This is a genomic window from Actinomadura rifamycini DSM 43936, assembly GCF_000425065.1.
Taxonomy (GTDB): Bacteria; Actinomycetota; Actinomycetes; order Streptosporangiales; family Streptosporangiaceae; genus Spirillospora; species Spirillospora rifamycini.
Genome location: NZ_AULB01000028.1, coordinates 38,526 through 52,725 on the forward strand (window position 1 = coordinate 38,526; position 14,200 = coordinate 52,725).

A 14,200-nucleotide genomic window follows, 5' to 3' on the forward strand; every position below is an offset into this window, starting at 1 on the left:
GGTACCTGCCTGCTGTCACGGGAGGAAGGGGAGCGGGCTGTCGCCCTGGTTCTGGCCGTTCTGGCCCTGCCTGGTCTGGTTCTGGCCGTTCTGAGCGCCGTTCGGGGTGCCGTTCCGCGCGGCGCCGTGGCCGCCCTGGCTCTTCGTCCCGGCGTTCGAGTCGTCGATGGCCGCCGGGATCGGGATGAGGTTCTGCAGGTAGGCGTCGAACCAGCGGCCGGTGCCGGTGACGTCCGCGAACTGGCGGGCGAACGGCCCGAACATCTGCAGGATCCGGTCCAGGTTCTTCTGGTTCTTCAGCAGCACCTGGTTGACCTGCTCCAGGTTGTCCAGCATCGGCTTGAGCTGCGCCTGGTTTTCGTTGATCAGCGCGTTGACCTGCTGGGACAGCTGGACGGTGTTCACCAGCAGCCGGTGGATGACCTCGCGCCGCGCCTGGACGGCCGCCAGCAGCCGGTCGCCGTCCTGGACGAGCTTCTCGAAGTCCTTGTTGCGGTCCGCGAGCAGGCCCGACACGCTGCGGGCCCGGTCGGCCAGCTCGTGCAGCTCGTCGTCGCGGGACGAGATGGTGTCCGACAGCCGCCGCAGGCCCTGCAGCGACGCCTTCACCTCGTCCGGCGAGTTCGCGAACGTCGTCGACAGCACGTCGAACGACTTCGCGACCTGCTGCACGTCGATCTGCCCGACGCGCTCGCCCAGCTCGCTGATCGCCGGGACGACCTCGAACGGCGTGTGCGTCCGCTCCAGCGGGATGTGCGCCTTCATCGGCCGCGACCCGTTCGGCGACAGCCCGAGGTAGTGCGCGCCCAGCAGCGTCTTGATCTTGATGCTGGCCTCGGTGCGGTCGCCCAGCTTCACGCCGTCGTCCACCCGGAACGTGACCTTCACCTTGTCGCCGTCGAGCTCGACCGCGCGAACCTGGCCGACCTTGACGCCCGCGATGCGGACCTCCTCGTCCGGCTTCAGCCCCGCGGCCTCTCGGAACGACGCCGTGTAGGTCGTCCCTCCGGTGACGAACGGGATCCTCTCCAGGTTCATCACCACGAGCAGCGCGACGATGATGACCGCGAACGCGGAGAGGCCGATGGGGACCGGGTTTCGCTCCCGGAACGGAATCCTCATCTACTTGCACCTCGCGTTCTCGTTCACGATCGCCGGTGTCTGGTAGACCGGTCCGCCCGGCAGCCGCACCCGCGCGTCGAGACCGCAGACGTACATGTTGAACCAGGACCCGTAGGACGAGATGTTCAGCAGCTCCTCGAGCCGCCGCGGCGTCCGCTGCAGCCCCTTGTCGAGGGTCGCGCTGTGGTCGTCGAGCGTCCCGGTGAGCTTCCGCAGCCCCGCGATGTCGTCCTTGATGTCCGGCCGGGTGTCCCGCAGCAGGCCCGCCGTCGCCGACTCCAGCCCGTTGATCGCCTCGACCGACTCGAAGATCGCCTCACGGTCGTGGGACAGCCCGCTGACGAAGCTCCGCAGGTCCACGACCATCTTGTTGACCTGCTCGTGCCGCGAGTCGATCGTGCCGAGCACCTCGTTGAGGTTCTCGATGACCCGGCCGATCACCGCGTCCCGGTCCGCGAGCGTGTTCGTCAGCGACGCCGTGTGCCGCAGCAGGCTGTTGATCGTCCCGCCCTCGCCCTGCAGCACCTTGATGATCTGCATCGCGAGGGTGTTGACGTCCTGCGGCTCCAGCGCCCGGAACAGCGGCCGGAACCCGTTGAACAGGACGGTCAGGTCCAGCGCCGGCTTGGTCTGCGCCAGCGGGATCGTGTCGCCCGGGTCGAGGAACTGGTTCGCCTGCCCGGCCCCGTCGGTCAGCGCGAGGTAGCGCTGCCCCATCAGGTTCCGGTACCGGATGTGCGCCTGGGTGGACTTCGGCAGCCCCGCCCGGAACACCCCGTCGCTGTCGACGCTGAACGTCACCAGCGCCTGCTTGCCCTTGTGCAGCTCGATGTCCTCGACCTGCCCGACCCGCACGCCCGCGACGCGCACGTCGTCGTTCTCCAGCAGCCCGGTGACGTCCGAGAACACCGCCTTGTAGGTCTCCGACGGACCGAACCGCAGGTTCGAGATCGTCATCGCCAGCACGCCCGTGGTCAGCGAGGTGAGGACCACGAAGATCCCCAGCTTGACCGCCGCGCCCGTCGTCTTCACTCGACCGTCACCACCGATCCCCGCAGCAGCGGCCCGAACATCAGCGCCGACATGTCCGACAGCTCGTCGGACGGCGTCCGGGTCAGCGGCGCGACGATGTTCTTGATCGTCTCGTTGTCGTCACCGGAGCCCGGCTCGACGAACACGTTCGACACCGCGCGGCCCCGGTTCCCCGCCGCGCCGGCGTTCGCCGGGTCGGGGTTCTTCCACCACAGGTCGTCCTGCGTGCCGTCCAGCGCCAGGTAGTCCGGGAAGGGGACCTTCGAGTTCGGGATCCCGTAGCAGCGCGGGTTCCGGTGGTCCCGGGCCTCCGGCTTGTCCAGCGGGTACGTGTACGCCGGCCGCGGCTTCACGATCTCGATCGTCAGGTTGTAGGTCTTCGACCCGCCGCCGCCGCCGACCCGCTCCAGCTCCGGCTTGGCCTCCATGAGGCCCTCCAGGACGCACGGCATCGCCGGCGAGTACTTCGCGACGATCTGCAGCACGTCCCGGTTCGCGATGTTCACCCCGATGATCTTCGGGCCGTTCTGCCGCATGAACGTGTTCCCGTCCTCCGACAGCGCCGTCACCGCGGGGATGAGCTGCTCGATCGTCCGCTCCTTGTCGGTGATCGTCCGGCTCGTCACGTTCAGGTTCCGGAGGGTCTGCAGCAGGTCGGGCGCCGCGGCGTTGTAGACGTCCGCGACGTCCGCGAGGCCGTGCAGGTCCTCGACCAGCGTCCCCAGCTCCGGGTTGATCTTCTGCAGCAGCGCGTCGGCCTGCTCCAGGTTCTCGCCGAGCTGGTCGCCGCGGCCCTGCAGCGCCGTCGCCAGCGCGTTCAGCGTCGTGTTCAGCTCCGCCGGCTTCACCGCCTGCAGCAGCGGCAGCAGGTCGTCCAGCAGCCGGTTCACCTCGACCGCCGCGCGCGACCGGTCCTGCTGGATCGTCATGCCGTCCGTCAGACCGGTCGGCCCCGGCTGCGCGGGCATCTCCAGCGACACGTACTTCTCGCCGAACAGCGTCTTCGGCAGCATCCGCGCCTGGACGTTCCGCGGTATCAGCTCCGCCTTGTCCGGGTCCAGCGCCAGGTGCAGGACGGCGCCGTCGTCGGTCACCTCGGTGTCGCGCACCTCGCCGACGATCAGGCCCCGCACCTTGACGTCCGAGTGCGGCAGCAGCTGCAGCCCCACCCGCTCGGCGGAGACCTTCACGTTCACCACCGGCCGGAACGCCTTGTTGTAGAACGCCACCGTCAGAGCCAGCGCGAGGAGGATCACCACGACCATCGTCACGCCCAGCAGACGCAGTCGCATCCGTTCGGTCATCGCGCCCTCACCCCGCGATCCGCACCGACGTGTCGGTGCCCCAGATCGCCATGCCGAGCATCAGGTCCGCCACGTTGATCACGACGAGGCTGGTCCGCACCGCGCGGCCCACCGCGACGCCCACGCCGGCCGGACCGCCGCTCGCGTTGTAGCCGTAGTAGCAGTGGATCAGCATCACCAGGACGGAGAAGACGATCACTTTTCCGAACGACCACAGGATGTCGTTCGGCGGTAGGAACAAGTCGAAATAGTGGTCGTAGGTGCCGGTCGACTGCCCGTAGAACGTCGTCACGACGATCCGGGTCGCGCCGTACGACGCCAGCAGGCCCACGATGTACAGCGGGATCACCGCGATCATCCCGGCGATCATCCGCGTCGTCACCAGGAACGGCACCGACGGGACGGCCATGACCTCCAGCGCGTCGATCTCGTCGGAGATCCGCATCGCGCCGAGCTGCGCGGTGAACCCGCACCCGACCGTCGCCGACAGCGCCAGCGCCGACACCAGCGGCGCGATCTCCCGGGTGTTGAAGTACGACGCGACGAACCCGGTGAACGCGGCCGTCCCGATCTGGTCCAGCGACTCGAATCCCTGGAGGCCGACCTGGCTGCCGGTGAAGAACGTCATGAAGCCGACGATCACCACCGAGCCGCCGATCACCGCGAGCCCGCCGGTGCCGAGGCTCACCTCGGCCAGCAGCCGCATCACCTCGGTGCGGTACCGGCGCAGCGCCCGGAACGTCCACGCGAACGCCTGCAGGTAGAACGACAGCTGGTGCCCGAAGTCGTCCAGTCGCTGCAGGGGTGCGTTCACCGCACGGGAGACGGCCTTCCCCGTCTTGCCTGGGGCCGCCATCTACATGCCCTTCGACGGAACGAACTGGAAGTACAGCGTGGAGATCAGGAAGTTCTCCACGAACAGGAGCATGAAGGTGATGACCACGGTCTGGTTGACCGCGTCCCCCACGCCCTTCGGGCCTCCCTTTGCGTTCAGCCCCTTATAGGCGGCGACAAGGCCGGCGGTGATTCCGAAGACGAACGCCTTGAACTCCGCCTGCAGCAGGTCGGGTAGTTGCGCAATGGCGTTGAACGACGCCAGATACGCGCCCGGCGTCCCGTCCTGCAGCATGACGTTGAAGACGTAGCCGCCCATCAGGCCGACCACCGACACCAGGCCGTTCAGGAACAGCGCCACGAACGCGCACGCCAGCATCCGCGGGACGACCAGGCGGTGCAGGGGGTTGATCCCCAGCACCTCCATGGCGTCGATCTCCTCGCGGATCTTCCGGGACCCGAGGTCCGCGCACATCGCCGATCCGGCCGCGCCCGCGATCAGCAGCGACGTCACCAGCGGACTCGCCTCGCGGACGATCGCCACGACCGCCGTCGCGCCCGTGTAGGACTGCGCGCCGAGCTGCCGGATCAGCCCCCCGACCTGCAGCGACAGCACGCCGCCGAACGGGATCGCGACCAGCATCGTCGGGACGACCGTGACGCTGACGATGAACCAGGCCTGCTGGATGAACTCGCGCCACTGGAACGGCCACTGGAACATCGCGCGGCCCGTGTCCAGGCAGAGGGCGAAGAACCGCCCCGGCTCCCGGACCGCGACGTTCGTCGCGCCGTCGCCGATCTTGCGCAGCGACACACGGGACGAAGTGCTCTTCTCACCGCCCTGGTCCGCGCCGATACCAGGAGTGGACATCAGTACTTCGCACCCGCCCCGTACTGCCCCGGCGGCGGACCGCCCGGGAACTGGCCGGGCGCGGCGGGCACGCCGCCGGCCGTCGACAGCGACGCCACGTACCGCGGCCACTCCTCGACCCAGTTGCGGCCCAGGTCGTCGATGAACGACCCGGGCGGCGGGACGACGCCGTGCGCGGCGCACCACGCGCCGGGCGCGTGCTGGCCCGCGCGCAGCAGGCCGTTCGTCGGCATCTGCTGCGGCGGGATCGGCGGCAGCTTGCCCGGGTCGTGGCCCATCTTCGCCTCGGCCTCCAGCTCGGAGGCGTCCTTCTCCTCCGACATGCCGATCGGGCCGATCTTGCTCGCGTTGAGGAACTGCCGGACGACCGGCTCCTCGCTCGACAGCAGCATCTCCCGCGGCCCGAACATCGCCAGGTTCCGCTGGTACAGCAGGCCGATGTTGTCCGGGACGGTCCGGGCGGTGTTGATGTCGTGGGTGACGATCAGGAACGTCGCGTTGATCTGCGCGTTGAGGTCGATGAACACCTGGTTCAGGAACGCGGTGCGCACCGGGTCGAGGCCGGAGTCCGGCTCGTCCACCAGCAGGATCTCCGGGTCCAGCACCAGCGCGCGGGCCAGGCCGGCGCGCTTCTTCATACCGCCGGAGATCTCGCCGGGAAGTTTGTACTCGGCGCCGAGCAGACCCACCAGTTCCATCTTCTCGAGGACGATTCGCTTGACCTCGGATTCGGACTTCTTGGTGTGCTCGCGCAGCGGGAACGCGATGTTGTCGAACAGGTTCATCGAGCCGAAGAGGGCGCCGTCCTGGAAGAGGACACCGAACAGCTTCCGCGTCTCGTACAACTGCGACTCGGGCAGGTTGGGCAGGTCCCGGTCGCCGATCCAGATGTGCCCGCGGTCCGGCTTGAGCAGCCCGACGAGGGACTTCAGGAAGACCGACTTGCCGGTGCCGGATGGGCCGAGGAGAACGGAGATCTCCCCTGCGGGAATGGTCAGCGACACGTCCTGCCAGATCACCTGGCGGCCGAAGGACTTGGTCAGGCCCTCAACTCTGATCTCGACGCCCACTCGTCACCTTTCGTCCAGGCCGGGGGGAATCCCGAACCAATGAGCGAGTAGTACTCAGGCTCTGTCTTACCGAGGCTGTCTTACCGAGGCTCTGTCGTCACACCGCGTGCCCGTCTCCTTGCTACCGTCCGGTAGCCGCGACGGGTGCCACTACCGTAGCGACCTCCCGGGCAAATGGAAGAGGTACCGGACCAGATCAGTGGCCAAATGCGACGTCGTAAGACAATCGTTACTTACATCGCCTATGAGACTAGTGGTCCAAGAACCGGCTCCTCAAGCCGGGGGTCACGGCCCGGCCGTCCGCTGTTGCCCGACGGGCGGTCGTTACGGGAGCGGCCCGGTGGGGCCACAGCACCAGAACGGGACGCTACGCCCCGGTATGTGACCTGCACAACCCGCCGTGGCACACGGTTTGCGGCGGCCCTTTATCACCTCGGCACAGGAAACGAATCCCCTGACCAGCACGGTTGCGCAGCCGCCGACAAGGCCGGCCCGCGTCCGAAGCCGGACATGCGAGAAGGCGGCCACCCGAACGGGTGACCGCCTTCCGTGACGCGGTGGAGCCGAGCCGCACGGCTCCGGTGCGAAGGTGGACCGTCTTACTTGACGGTGACCGAGGCGCCCGCCTTCTCCAGGGCCTCCTTGGCCTTGTCGGCGGTCTCCTTGTTGACCTTCTCCAGCAGCGGCTTCGGCGCGCCGTCGACCAGGTCCTTGGCCTCCTTCAGGCCGAGGCTGGTGAGCGCGCGCACCTCCTTGATGACCTGGATCTTCTTGTCGCCGGCGCCCTCGAGGATGACGTCGAACTCGTCCTGGGCCGGGGCCTCCTCGGCCGGAGCGCCGGGGGCGCCCGGGGCGGCCGCGACGGCGGCGACCGGCGCGGCGGCCTTGACGTCGAAGACCTCCTCGAACTGCTTCACGAACTCGGAGAGCTCGAGAAGGGTCATCTCCTTGAAGACGTCGAGCAGCTCGTCGGTGCTGAGCTTCGCCATGATGTTTCCTCCGCTATGGCTGAAAAACTGGGGTGTACGGAACCGCGGGTGCCTATTCGGCGGACGCCTCGGCGGGGGCGCTCTCGCCCTCGCCCTCGCGCTTGGCGCGCAGCGCCTCGGCGAGCTGGGCCGCCTGCGTCGGCAGGGCGTTGAAGAGGCCCGCGGCGTTCGCCATGGAGCCCTTCATCGCGCCGGCCAGCTTCGCGAGGAGCACCTCGCGAGACTCCAGGTCGGCCAGCTTCGTGATCTGCGCGGCGTCCATCGACTGACCGTCGATGTAGCCGCCCTTGATCACCAGCGCCGGGTTCGCCTTGGCGAAGTCGCGCAGGCCCTTGGCGGCCTCGACCACGTCGCCCCGGACGAACGCGATGGCCGACGGGCCCTCGAGCAGCTCGCGGAACTGCTCGTCGACACCGGCCTCGTTCGCGGCGCGCTTGGTCAGCGTGTTCTTCACAACGCGAAAACGTGCGACCTCGCCGAGGTTGCCGCGCAGCTCGGTGACCTGCGCGACCGACAGCCCGCGGTACTCGGTCAGCACGGCGCCGTTCGAGCTCTCGAACTCGCTCTTGAGCTCGGCGATGGCCGCATCCTTGTGGTCCTTGGCCATGGCCCTCCTTCCGATTACCTTGGGGAAGCCGCCGGGGCGAAAAAGGTCTCGGAAAAGGGAACGCCCCGGCGCAGGCGCACGGGGCGTGAGCATGACGCGGAGGCCATGCGGAAGCTCTCGTCTCACCTACGCGGGCCGCCCGAATCTCTTCGGGTCCTTCGGCCGCCCGTGAGCGGGCGGCGACCGGCGGTCTTCGGCAGGAAACAGACTACGCGCAGAGACGCCCTTAGACCAAATCGGCGCGTCGCGCAACGGCGAGGGGGCCGCGCCCTCCGGCGCGGCCCCCTCGATCCGGGTCGGAATCCCGTGCGGTCAGCTTCCGCCGAGGCCGCCGCCCAGCCCCTGCATCATCTCCGCCATGTCGGTGACCTGGTTCGCGGGCGGCGCCGTGACCTGCACCGGCTTGCCGTAGTCGCGGTAGGTCATCGTCATCGTCATCGCGCCCGCGGCCGACGACGGCGTCGACATCGCCATCTTCTGCGGGAGCTGCTGCCCGTCGACCCACACGTCGAACTTCATCGACTCCATGCCGGTCTGGGCGATGGCCGCGCGGGCCGCCTCCTGCTGGTCCGCGGGAAGCTCCGCGATGGCGTCCGCCATGTTGTACGAGCCCGAGTAGTGCGTCGTCTCGACGCCGTTCACGTTCTCCTTGCCGACCTCGCGGACGTCCTTGGACGCGGTCAGCTTCTTCATGTTCGCCACCGGGTCCATCTGCTGCGACTGCTGCAGCATCTGGTCGATGTTCAGCCCGGCCGCGCGTCCGGCCTCCTCGAGGGAGATCTTGATCCACGGCTTCGCGGAGGCGCCGGGCAGCTCCGAGAGCATCGGCATCTTCATGTACATGGTGCGGCCGACGAGCAGCTGCTCCATGCCGCCCATGGACTGGCCGCCGACGGACATCTCGTTGTACTTCATGCTGTACGCCAGCTCGGGCTTGAGCTGGTACTGCATGGCGCCGGACGCCTTGACGTTCCCGTCGGGGGCCGAGACGTTCATGTCGAAGTCGGCCTGGAAGCTGTCGATCTGGCCGGTCTTCTCGGCGCTCTTGCCGAGCACCTGCGCGGCGCTCAGCTTCAGGTTCTCGCCCGCCTGGCTCACCTTGTCGCCGGCATCGCCGAGACAGCCGGTGAGCGAGAGGGTCAGGCTGGTGACCAACGCGGTCCCCACGGCGAACCGACGGATCATCTTCACGATCTCCTTGCGTCGTCGAAGAGCGGCCCGACCCGGGGCCGGACCGCTCTTTACTTCTTCCTTATGACGCCGGAGACCCCCGTCAAGTTCGCGTCGAACTGGGAATTTCCGTAAGAATCGGTCAGCTGCCGCCGAGGAACGACTCCAGCGAGAGCGTCCCGACCTGCTCGGCCGGCGGCGGGTTCACCGACACCGACTCGCCGTACTCGCTGTAGACGACCGTCACCTTGCCCGCGTGCCCCTGGTCGCCCTTCACGTCCGTCTCGAGCTTGCGCGGCAGGTTGTCGCCGTCGGTCCACAGGTCGAACTCGATCGTCGCGTCGGCGTCCTGCGGCATGTGCCGCTTCGCCTCCTCGCGCGCCTCCGCGTCGAGGCGGCTGAGCGCGTCCTGGACGGTGACGGTGCCCGCGTAGTGCGTCGTCTCGACGCCGTTGACCTCTTCGGTGCCGACGCGGCGGACGTCCTCGGAGCCGGTGAGCATCTTCGTCTGCTCGGCCGGGTTCACCTTGCGCACCTGGTCGATGAGCTGCCGGACGTCGAAGCCGTTCTGCTGCGCGACCCGGTTCACGTCGATCTTCACCCACGGCTTGCCGCCGGCGACGAACCGGGCGAGCTGCGGGACCTTCGCGTACAGCATGTCACCGGTGTAGACGGCGCGTCCCTGAAGGCCCGGGATCGCCGACCCGCCCCGCGTCGCCTCGTCCAGCTCGGCGGAGAACTTCAGCGTCGGCCGCAGCTGGAACTGCCCGTTGGCGCGGATCTTCCCGCCGCCGTCCTCCTCGGTCGTGACGGTCAGGTCGGCGTGGAACGTGTCGGCCTTGCTCGTCTCCTTCGACGAGGCCAGCAGCGCCTCGTTCGCGCTGAGATTCACGTTGGCCGCCGTGCCGCCCGACCCGTCCCCGCCGCAGCCGGACAGCAGGAGCACCGCCCCCATCGCGGTTCCGCCGGCGGCGACCATGAGTCGTCGGTTCATCGGTTCTCGAGCCTCCTTGATCGCCCTGCTCGTTCCCACCAGTCTGTAGGCCCGGCGGAAACGCGGCATCCCCCGATGGTACGAATGCTCGGCGGACGAGTACGACCATGGGGGGGTTACCCCGGACGACGAACGGGCTCCTGGGGACGCCTCAGAGGCGCGAGCCGGACGTCAGCGGTACGAGCCGAACGTCATCGACCCGTCCAGCGCACCACCGGGGGCCTGCGCCTTCAGCCCGATCCAGGTCGGACGCGCCTTGGCGTTCGCCCACAGGTCCACGCCGACCCCGGTCTCCGCCGGGATGACCCGCCCGATCTGCTCCGCCGCCTGCCGCGGCAGCAGCCCGTACAGGTCGCCCAGCCTGCTGTCGGCGAGGAAGTGCGTCCGGCCCTGCGCGTCCGGTCCCTCGGCGAACAGGTCGGGCAGGCTCGCCATCAGGTACGTGAACTGGCGCGGGTCCGACTGCGTCTGCAGCGTCGTCAACTGGGCCTGGGTCAGCTTGGACTGCGTCCACTCCTGCCCGTCGTACCCCTTCAGGACGCCGTCCTGCACGATGACCTTCTCGGTCACCTTGGACGTCTGGCCGTCCTTCACCGTGGTGGTGACGCCCGTCGCGGTCAGCGAGAACTCGGGGAAGAGCGTGAACGTCGCGGTCTCCGCCGCGTGCGTGTAGTCGCCGCCCGTCCCGTGCGTCAGCTTCACCTCGGTCTCGCGGACGAACGCGCGCAGATCGGGGCTCGGCTTCGGCTGCTCGTCGGGCAGCACGGCCTTCGCGGCCGCGCTCCCGCCGCCCGCCGCGGCCGTCCCGGCGCCGCCGGACGCGCCCGCGCCCGAACCGGTCCCGGCGCCCGCGCCGGAGCCCGTCCCGGACCCGGGAACGGCGCCGCCGGAGGGGGACAGCGTTCCCGTGCCGGGCCCCTCCCCGGCGGCCTCCCGGTCCGCCATGGCGGCGGCGGGCGGCATCGCCCCGGCGTCCGGCCCCGGGCCGCCGCCGGTCTTCACCACCGCCAGGACGACCGTGGGGACGACCGCCACGGCACCGAGCGCGGAAATCGCGATGATGCGGTCCGTTCTACGCTTCACGGACCCGATTCAACACCAAGTTCCCCGGCGGTAACAAAGGTCTTCGCATATCGGTTTGGCCATTTCCGGACCCGATATCCGGTAATCCCCGGTTTTTCGCCGGAAACGCCACAGGGCGCCCCCGTGCGGGGACGCCCTGTGATCACGCCGGACGGATCAGGCGGTCTCGAGCTCCGCCGTCAGGTTGCGGACCGCGTTCGGGTCCAGCGGGATGCTCGGGCCCATCGACGTGGTCAGCACGGCCTTCTTGACGTACCGGCCCTTGGCGGCCGACGGCTTGAGCCGCTGGATCTCCTCGATCGCCGCCGCGTAGTTCTCCACCAGCAGGCGCTCGTCGAAGGACGCCTTGCCGATGATGAAGTGCAGGTTCGCGTGCCGGTCGACCCGGAACTCGATCTTGCCGCCCTTGATGTCGGAGACGGCCTTGGCCACGTCCATGGTGACCGTGCCGGTCTTCGGGTTCGGCATCAGGCCGCGCGGACCGAGCACCCGGCCCAGCCGGCCGACCTTGCCCATCTGGTCGGGCGTCGCCACGACCGCGTCGAAGTCCAGGAAGCCGCCCTGGATCCGCTCGATCATGTCGTCGGAGCCGACGAAGTCGGCGCCGGCCTCGCGGGCCTCGTCGGCCTTCGCGCCGCCGGCGAAGACCAGCACGCGGGCGGTCTTACCGGTGCCGTGCGGCAGGTTGACTGTGCCGCGCACCATCTGGTCGGCCTTGCGGGGGTCGACGCCCAGCCGCAGGGCGACCTCGACGGTCGCGTCGAACTTGGTGACCGCGGTCTCCTTGGCGAGCTTCACGGCCTCGGCCGGCGAGTACAGCCGGTCGCGGTCGATCTTCTCGGCCGCGGCGCGGTAGCCCTTGCTGCGCTTCATGCTGTTCCTCCAGTGGAACCCGTGGTCGCGGGCCGCGCCCGGCCCTCCCACGTGACGGACTTACTTGACCTCGATGCCCATGGACCGCGCGGTGCCCGCGACGATCTTCTCGGCGGCCTCGATGTCCTTGGCGTTGAGGTCGGGCATCTTGGTGGTGGCGATCTCGCGGATCTGGTCCGCGGTGACCGAGCCGACCTTGTTCTTGTGCGGCTCGCCGCTGCCCTTCTCGACGCCCGCGGCCTTCAGGATGAGCTGCGCGGCCGGCGGGGTCTTGGTGACGAAGGTGAACGAGCGGTCCTCGTAGATGGTGATCTCTACGGGGATGACGTTGCCGCGCTGGGACTCCGTGGCAGCGTTGTACTGCTTGCAGAAGTCCATGATGTTGACGCCGTGCGGACCGAGAGCGGTACCGACCGGCGGCGCCGGGGTCGCGGCACCGGCCTGCAGCTGCACCTTGACGACGGCGGCGACCTTCTTCTTGGGAGGCATGCCTCACCCCTCGCGTCCCATTTTCTCGATGGCTCCGACTCCCGGAGTTCCGGGCAACACGGTGGCTGGGACGATTCCGCCGTGTGGGAGCCGCTGTACGCCCCTGGTCGGGGCGGGTCTGTCAGATCTTGGAGACCTGGTTGAAGGACAGCTCGACCGGAGTCTCGCGCCCGAAGATCGACACGAGGACCTTGAGCTTCTGCGCCTCGATGTTGATCTCGTTGACCGTCGCCGGGAGGGTCGCGAACGGGCCGTCCATGACGGTGACGGACTCGCCGACCTCGAAGTCGACGGTCGCCTGCGCCTTCGCGGGCTCCTTGGTCTTGACGGCCCCGGCGGCCTCTTCGGGCTCGGGGGCCAGCAGCTTCGCGACCTCGTCCAGGCTCAGCGGGGACGGCTTGTTCAGCAGCCCCACGAACCCGGTGACGCCCGGGGTGTTGCGGACCGCGGCCCAGGACTCGTCGGTGAGGTCCATGCGGACGAGGATGTAGCCCGGCAGGACCTTCTCGTTGACCTTCTGCCGCTTGCCCTGCTTGATCTCGGTGACCTCGTGCTGCGGGACCTCGATCTGGAAGATGTAGTCCTCCATGTTGAGGGTCTGCGTCCGGGTCTCGATGTTGGTCTTGACCCGGTTCTCGTAGCCCGCGTAGGTGTGCACGACGTACCAGTCGCCCGGCTGGAGCCGCAGCTCCATCTTGAAGTCGGCGTACGGGTCGGCCGGGGGCCCGGCGGGGGCCTCGGCCTCCTCGCCCTCCTCGCCCGGCTCGGCGTCCTCGCCCGCTTCGGCGTCCTCGTCCTCGGCGCGCACCTCGGCGGCGAGGTCGGCGGCGCCCTCGGCGACCTCCGGACCGGGGGGCTCCTCGCCCTCGAGCTTCGTGTCCGCGGGCTCGCCTTCCCCGGCGGTGACGGCCGCCTCGGCCGCCTCGTCGGCGGGCTCGGCCGCCTGGCCGGCCGCAGCAGCCGCAGCGGACTGGGCCTCTTCCACGGCCTCGTCGTAGGGCTGTGAGGACTCGGACACGGTGTCTCTTTCTCTCGGTCTGCGCTGACTGGTTGTACGACGGTACGGCATGTGGCCGTTCGGCGGGCCGCGCGGCCCGGATGCCCCGGCGCCGGTCGTCCCGACGCGGTCGTCCCCGCGGGGCGGGATCAGCCGAAGATGGCGTAGATGCCTTCCTGCAGACCCCAGTCGACGCCGGAGACGAGCGCGACCATGAAGATGACGAACACCAGGGAGACCGTCGTGTAGGTGATCAGTTCCCGGCGGGTGGGCCAGATGACCTTGCGCAGCTCGGCGACGATCTGGCGCACGAACAGCGCGGGGGAGGTCCGCTTCCCGACCTTCTTCCGCTTGCCCTTGCCTTCGTCCTTGGCCTCGGGCTCGCCGCGCGTCTCAGTCGCCATGCCGCCGTTCACCCCATCGGTCGTGTTCGGACCACCTCGTGGTCGCCGCGCCGTTCGCGCCTTCGCGCGTCACGGCGTCGGCCGCCGCGACGCGGCCGGCACGGGTGCGCGCACCGCACCTCGCAGGGCAGGAGGGACTCGAACCCCCAACCGCCGGTTTTGGAGACCGGTGCTCTACCAATTGAGCCACTGCCCTTCATTCTCCGGTGACGGAGAACTGCCCGGCCGGGTGGCCGAGCTCGTGCCGGTTACCAGCTTACGGCCTCCCGAGGGTCGCTCGTGCGGACAGCCTCATAGCCGGTGACGCGTCACTAGTCGCAGGAGTCTACGTGGCCGCGGCCCCCGCGTCGAACCGAAACCC

General features: G+C 69.0%; 15 protein-coding genes and 1 tRNA gene. All 16 read right to left on the reverse strand.

Translation table 11 applies throughout. The features are described 5' to 3' along the window. Positions 1 to 15: 15 nt before the first annotated feature. The gene (locus H505_RS0125310; protein WP_026404218.1) at positions 16 to 1,122 is read right to left on the reverse strand and encodes an MCE family protein; all 1,107 of its coding nucleotides are present in this window, start codon (positions 1,120 to 1,122) and stop codon (positions 16 to 18) included. Then, positions 1,123 to 2,154, reverse strand: coding sequence for an MCE family protein (locus tag H505_RS0125315; protein ID WP_026404219.1), 1,032 nt, complete (start codon positions 2,152 to 2,154; stop codon positions 1,123 to 1,125). It lies immediately after the preceding gene. Further along, the gene (locus tag H505_RS0125320) at positions 2,151 to 3,446 is read right to left on the reverse strand and encodes an MCE family protein (protein WP_051301160.1); all 1,296 of its coding nucleotides are present in this window, start codon (positions 3,444 to 3,446) and stop codon (positions 2,151 to 2,153) included. Before H505_RS0125320 ends, H505_RS0125315 begins: the two co-directional genes overlap by 4 nt. A gap of 19 nt (positions 3,447 to 3,465) precedes the next feature. Next, positions 3,466 to 4,314: an MlaE family ABC transporter permease gene (locus H505_RS0125325; protein WP_026404221.1), complete on the reverse strand. Its 849-nt coding sequence runs from the start codon at positions 4,312 to 4,314 to the stop codon at positions 3,466 to 3,468. Beyond that, positions 4,315 to 5,163, reverse strand: a complete 849-nt coding sequence (locus H505_RS0125330; protein ID WP_051301145.1) for an MlaE family ABC transporter permease — start codon at positions 5,161 to 5,163, stop codon at positions 4,315 to 4,317. It abuts the gene before it with no gap. Continuing rightward, positions 5,163 to 6,233 (reverse strand): ABC transporter ATP-binding protein, encoded by a 1,071-nt coding sequence (locus H505_RS0125335; RefSeq protein WP_026404223.1) that lies wholly within the window; start codon positions 6,231 to 6,233, stop codon positions 5,163 to 5,165. The genes H505_RS0125330 and H505_RS0125335 overlap by 1 nt, the downstream gene beginning before the upstream one ends. A gap of 599 nt (positions 6,234 to 6,832) precedes the next feature. Further along, the gene (gene rplL, locus H505_RS0125340) at positions 6,833 to 7,222 is read right to left on the reverse strand and encodes a 50S ribosomal protein L7/L12 (RefSeq protein WP_026404224.1); all 390 of its coding nucleotides are present in this window, start codon (positions 7,220 to 7,222) and stop codon (positions 6,833 to 6,835) included. Positions 7,223 to 7,274: 52 nt separating this feature from the next. Continuing rightward, entirely contained in the window at positions 7,275 to 7,829 is a 555-nt protein-coding gene (gene rplJ, locus H505_RS0125345; protein ID WP_026404225.1) for a 50S ribosomal protein L10, read from the reverse strand. A 312-nt stretch (positions 7,830 to 8,141) separates the two neighbouring features. Continuing rightward, positions 8,142 to 9,014 carry an SCO4651 family lipoprotein gene (locus H505_RS44265; protein ID WP_064743703.1) on the reverse strand — a complete coding sequence of 291 codons (873 nt, stop codon included), beginning with the start codon at positions 9,012 to 9,014 and terminating at the stop codon, positions 8,142 to 8,144. A 127-nt stretch (positions 9,015 to 9,141) separates the two neighbouring features. Then, positions 9,142 to 9,993, reverse strand: a complete 852-nt coding sequence (locus H505_RS0125355) for an SCO4651 family lipoprotein (RefSeq protein WP_233617377.1) — start codon at positions 9,991 to 9,993, stop codon at positions 9,142 to 9,144. A gap of 171 nt (positions 9,994 to 10,164) precedes the next feature. Continuing rightward, positions 10,165 to 11,076: a hypothetical protein gene (locus tag H505_RS0125360; RefSeq protein ID WP_157433118.1), complete on the reverse strand. Its 912-nt coding sequence runs from the start codon at positions 11,074 to 11,076 to the stop codon at positions 10,165 to 10,167. A 156-nt stretch (positions 11,077 to 11,232) separates the two neighbouring features. Continuing rightward, positions 11,233 to 11,949, reverse strand: a complete 717-nt coding sequence (gene rplA, locus H505_RS0125365; RefSeq protein WP_026404228.1) for a 50S ribosomal protein L1 — start codon at positions 11,947 to 11,949, stop codon at positions 11,233 to 11,235. 60 nt (positions 11,950 to 12,009) lie between these two features. Next, the gene (gene rplK / locus H505_RS0125370; RefSeq protein WP_026404229.1) at positions 12,010 to 12,438 is read right to left on the reverse strand and encodes a 50S ribosomal protein L11; all 429 of its coding nucleotides are present in this window, start codon (positions 12,436 to 12,438) and stop codon (positions 12,010 to 12,012) included. A 121-nt stretch (positions 12,439 to 12,559) separates the two neighbouring features. Further along, positions 12,560 to 13,456 (reverse strand): transcription termination/antitermination protein NusG, encoded by an 897-nt coding sequence (nusG, locus tag H505_RS0125375; protein ID WP_026404230.1) that lies wholly within the window; start codon positions 13,454 to 13,456, stop codon positions 12,560 to 12,562. 128 nt (positions 13,457 to 13,584) lie between these two features. Then, positions 13,585 to 13,839 (reverse strand): preprotein translocase subunit SecE, encoded by a 255-nt coding sequence (gene secE, locus H505_RS0125380; RefSeq protein ID WP_026404231.1) that lies wholly within the window; start codon positions 13,837 to 13,839, stop codon positions 13,585 to 13,587. Positions 13,840 to 13,962: 123 nt separating this feature from the next. Continuing rightward, positions 13,963 to 14,035: transfer RNA gene (locus tag H505_RS0125385), tRNA-Trp, on the reverse strand. Positions 14,036 to 14,200: the final 165 nt, after the last annotated feature.